At 36.3% G+C, this 3,365-nt stretch carries 4 protein-coding genes; all 4 read right to left on the bottom strand.

Annotated features, from left to right (window positions below):
- A partial coding sequence (locus D6734_12040) for a hypothetical protein (GenBank protein RMF92548.1) occupies positions 1 to 668 on the bottom strand: 668 nt, incomplete at its 3' end.
- 94 nt (positions 669 to 762) lie between these two features.
- Positions 763 to 1,281 (bottom strand): zinc ribbon domain-containing protein, encoded by a 519-nt coding sequence (locus D6734_12035; protein RMF92547.1) that lies wholly within the window; start codon positions 1,279 to 1,281, stop codon positions 763 to 765.
- Positions 1,281 to 1,526, bottom strand: a complete 246-nt coding sequence (locus tag D6734_12030; protein RMF92546.1) for a hypothetical protein — start codon at positions 1,524 to 1,526, stop codon at positions 1,281 to 1,283. The genes D6734_12035 and D6734_12030 overlap by 1 nt, the downstream gene beginning before the upstream one ends.
- Before the next feature lie 43 nt (positions 1,527 to 1,569).
- On the bottom strand, positions 1,570 to 3,240 hold the full coding sequence (locus tag D6734_12025) for an AarF/ABC1/UbiB kinase family protein (GenBank protein ID RMF92545.1): 1,671 nt from the start codon (positions 3,238 to 3,240) through the stop codon (positions 1,570 to 1,572).
- Between the last annotated feature and the right edge of the window lie 125 nt (positions 3,241 to 3,365).

Below are 3,365 nucleotides of genomic sequence, written 5' to 3'. Positions count from 1 at the left end.
ATACGAAAAATTCCAGAAGCTGGATGTATCGAAATAGAGGGCATTTTCTTTCCATAAGGCGAAATGATATACTCAAAGGAATTGAAATTAAAGGGCACACCACATATAATCGTTCCATCAATTTGTGTTGGCAGGGCTTTACCCTCGATTTCATCAGAAAAAAAGCTTCCATCGACAATTAGATCACCTCTGATTTCTTCAATACCTAAATAAGAAATATGACTTGCTATTTTCCACAAATCTTCGGGATATAGTTCAGGGTCGCCGCTTCCCACAATGTAAATATTGCCCTTCACAACTCCTGAGGAAGGTCTCGCATCACAAAATATTTTTGTGCTAAAACGATATTCAGGCCCCAAAGTTGACAATGCCGAAGCAGATGTAAGTATTTTCATATTCGATGCAGGAACTAAAAAGAGACTGCTATTATCAGAAAAGATGACTTCATTGCTTTTGAGAGACTTTATCAATATCCCGTACTTTGACTCAGTAAAAACTCCTGAATCGACTATTCGAGAAATCTCCTTCTTGAGAGATTCAAGATTGTAGGATTTAGCCACACTTTTAGTTTTAGAAAAGCCATAAATACTTGGCAGAATAGAAATGGTCAAAAATGCACAAATAGTTATCCAAACCTTTTTCAATCTTTCATTCCTAATGACCCCCATAATGATTCATCTCCATGGAAACTTTATTCATTCATACATTCATAATTATGACTTATCCATCAGGAGACAGGCAAGTATTTTCTCATTGAATGGTTTAACCAAGAGTATAAAAATCAGAATTATCTTCTTGGGGCAAAGGAAGCGGCGGAGAAGGAGATTTTCTTTCTTTTATTTTCTCTTTTTTCAATGCCGGTGGCTTTTTTTGTTGTGGCAATTTTTTTGGTGGAGGTGATTTTTTTTCATTATCGATAGATTTCGCTTCAATACTTTTTTTCTTAGTGTCTTTTGAGGAATCAGAGAGCGCCTGATTCTTCTTTTCTTCCTTTTTTTCAGCTATAATCTTTTCCGCCGCAGGCTTCTTTACTATCTTAGATGAAACTTTCATATTTTTCTCTTCATTGCCAAACAAAAAGAAAGTTAAAGCCACCATTAGCAGAATGATAAAAATGAAAATCGGTAGAGCAATATAACTCAATCTTTTCCCATTGACCTTATTAGAATCGAGTGAAGAGGGAAGCCGAAAGATGCGACCACAAAATGGGCAGTTTTCGGCTCTTTCTTCAACCTTTTCTCCGCAAAAAGGACAATCCCTCAATTCCTTGCTTTGGGACATTATTTACTCTTTTTCTCCTTTATCTTTGTAATTCTCTCTTCCGAGCGTCTTAATTCCGAATCTATCATACCTCTCAAAGCCAAAAGCATTTCTTTCTTCGAATTGCACAAATGAGTTGCTACATCTTCCGGCAATTTTGAAATCAACGCATCAACCATTGCATCTCCCAATTCTTTCAAAGTCTTTCTATGGTCTTTTTTTTCTTTCTTTTCTTCTTCCATTTCTTCTACTTTTTCTCTAACCATTGATATCTCCCTCCATTTTATAGTTGATTAAACAATATTGTTTTCAGTCTTTATTTATATGATAAGTCCTTTGCAGTTCACTTTCAAATCTCTTTGTATGCCTTTCTCTTGTGTCAAAAAGTCTCCGTGCAGGTAATATGAATGTGAGCCCAAAAAGAAAGGCTGAAAAAGCGAGAAAGAGTGCAAGAACCAAGAGATTCCCATTCTTTACATAAATGATTGCCCCAACAATAGCATTTGTCGTTGCACCGATGCCAACTAAGACTCGCCTCAACATATATCCCATAAAGCCTTCAACCCTTATCAAATCGACAGGGTGAAGTCGTACACGAAATAACTCCCTCTCCGCCCTTTTTAAAACCTGCTCGAGATTTTCAGTCATTTTGTAAAAGTCTTTGCCTTTTTGCAAAATCCTTTCAAGGATGTCTTCTCTTGGCTTCTTCATCGATTCTTTAAAAAGGTCTCTTACGACAGGAGTGCCATCTTTAATTCCGTTGAATGTCGGGTCGAATCTCATTCCTATCCCTTCAATCATTACAGCTGACTTGAAGAGATAAACAAGATTTGATGGCAGATTTAGAGGAAACTGATAAAAGGTGGCAAATATTTCATTTGAAATTTCTTGAATCCTTTTTTTTGAAACCTTCTTTTTGTCGAATATATCTGTCATTACAGCTATTGCATCCTTCATTACAGAAATATTTGTCTCTGGACCTATTATCTGAAGTTTTATCAATGCATCAACTAATCCATCATAGTCGCGCCGCGCACCTGCTACTGCTGCGGCAACAAGGTTATTTTTTGTTTCTTCGTCAATCGGCACAACCATACCGAAATCGAGAAGGATGATTTTCCCTTCATTATTTACCAATATATTTCCAGGGTGAGGGTCAGCGTGAAAAATTCCGTCAATGAGGACCTGATGTGAATAGAGATAAACAAGTTCATTTATCAACTTTTTGACATCGATATTCATCTCCCTCAGCCCTTCGATGTCATCAATCTTTACACCATCATAATATGTAAGCACCAAGACTCTTCTCGTAGTTAGGTCATGATGAACCTCAGGAATTATTATGGATTGATTTGAAGCAAAATTTTCTCTAAATATTTCAATATGTTCTGCTTCTTTTCTAAAATCCATCTCCTCGCGGATAATCCTTGAAAACTCACTTACGATTGTCATCAAAATGTCAACTTCATGGGAAGGATAAATAATGTCAAAGAAATTCAGGATTCTAAACATTATCCGCAAATCCATCTCGACAATATCAACAACGCCCGGTTTTAGAACCTTCACAATGACATCTTGTCCTCTATATCTTGCTTTATGCACCTGACCCAACGATGCGGCAGCAATAGCATTGTTATCAAATGAATCAAAAATTTGGTCTATCTTTCTACCCAATTCTTCTTCTACCACTTCAATAATCTTTGCTGAATCGATTGGTTCAACCTGATCCTGCAGTTTGCTAAGCTCCTCTAAATAATGGGGCGGAATGATATCTGCCCTGCTGCTCAAGATTTGGGTCAATTTTATAAAAGTTGTCCCTAACCGAGTTATTTTATTTTTCAGGCTTATTGCCCTTTTTTTATGAATCTCTTCGCTTATTCTGCGTGGGGAGCCAAAAAAGATATATCTTTTTCTATCCCGTAATAGACTAAAAAAAAACGGCACAAGAGAAATTAAGACCTGTAGTGATCTGCTAAACATTAGATGTTCCGCCCTTATTTTTTGCGCATATTAACATAGATTTATTGTGATTCAAATATTAAAGAAAGAAATTTTATACAATCGAAATCTATTGAGCAATCACTTGCTTATACTTAGTATGTTGT

The organism is Candidatus Schekmanbacteria bacterium (genome assembly GCA_003695725.1).
Classification (GTDB): Bacteria; Schekmanbacteria; GWA2-38-11; order GWA2-38-11; family J061; genus J061.
The sequence above is the reverse complement of the archived record's forward strand: the minus strand, read 5'-3'. Positions and strand labels throughout refer to the sequence as shown.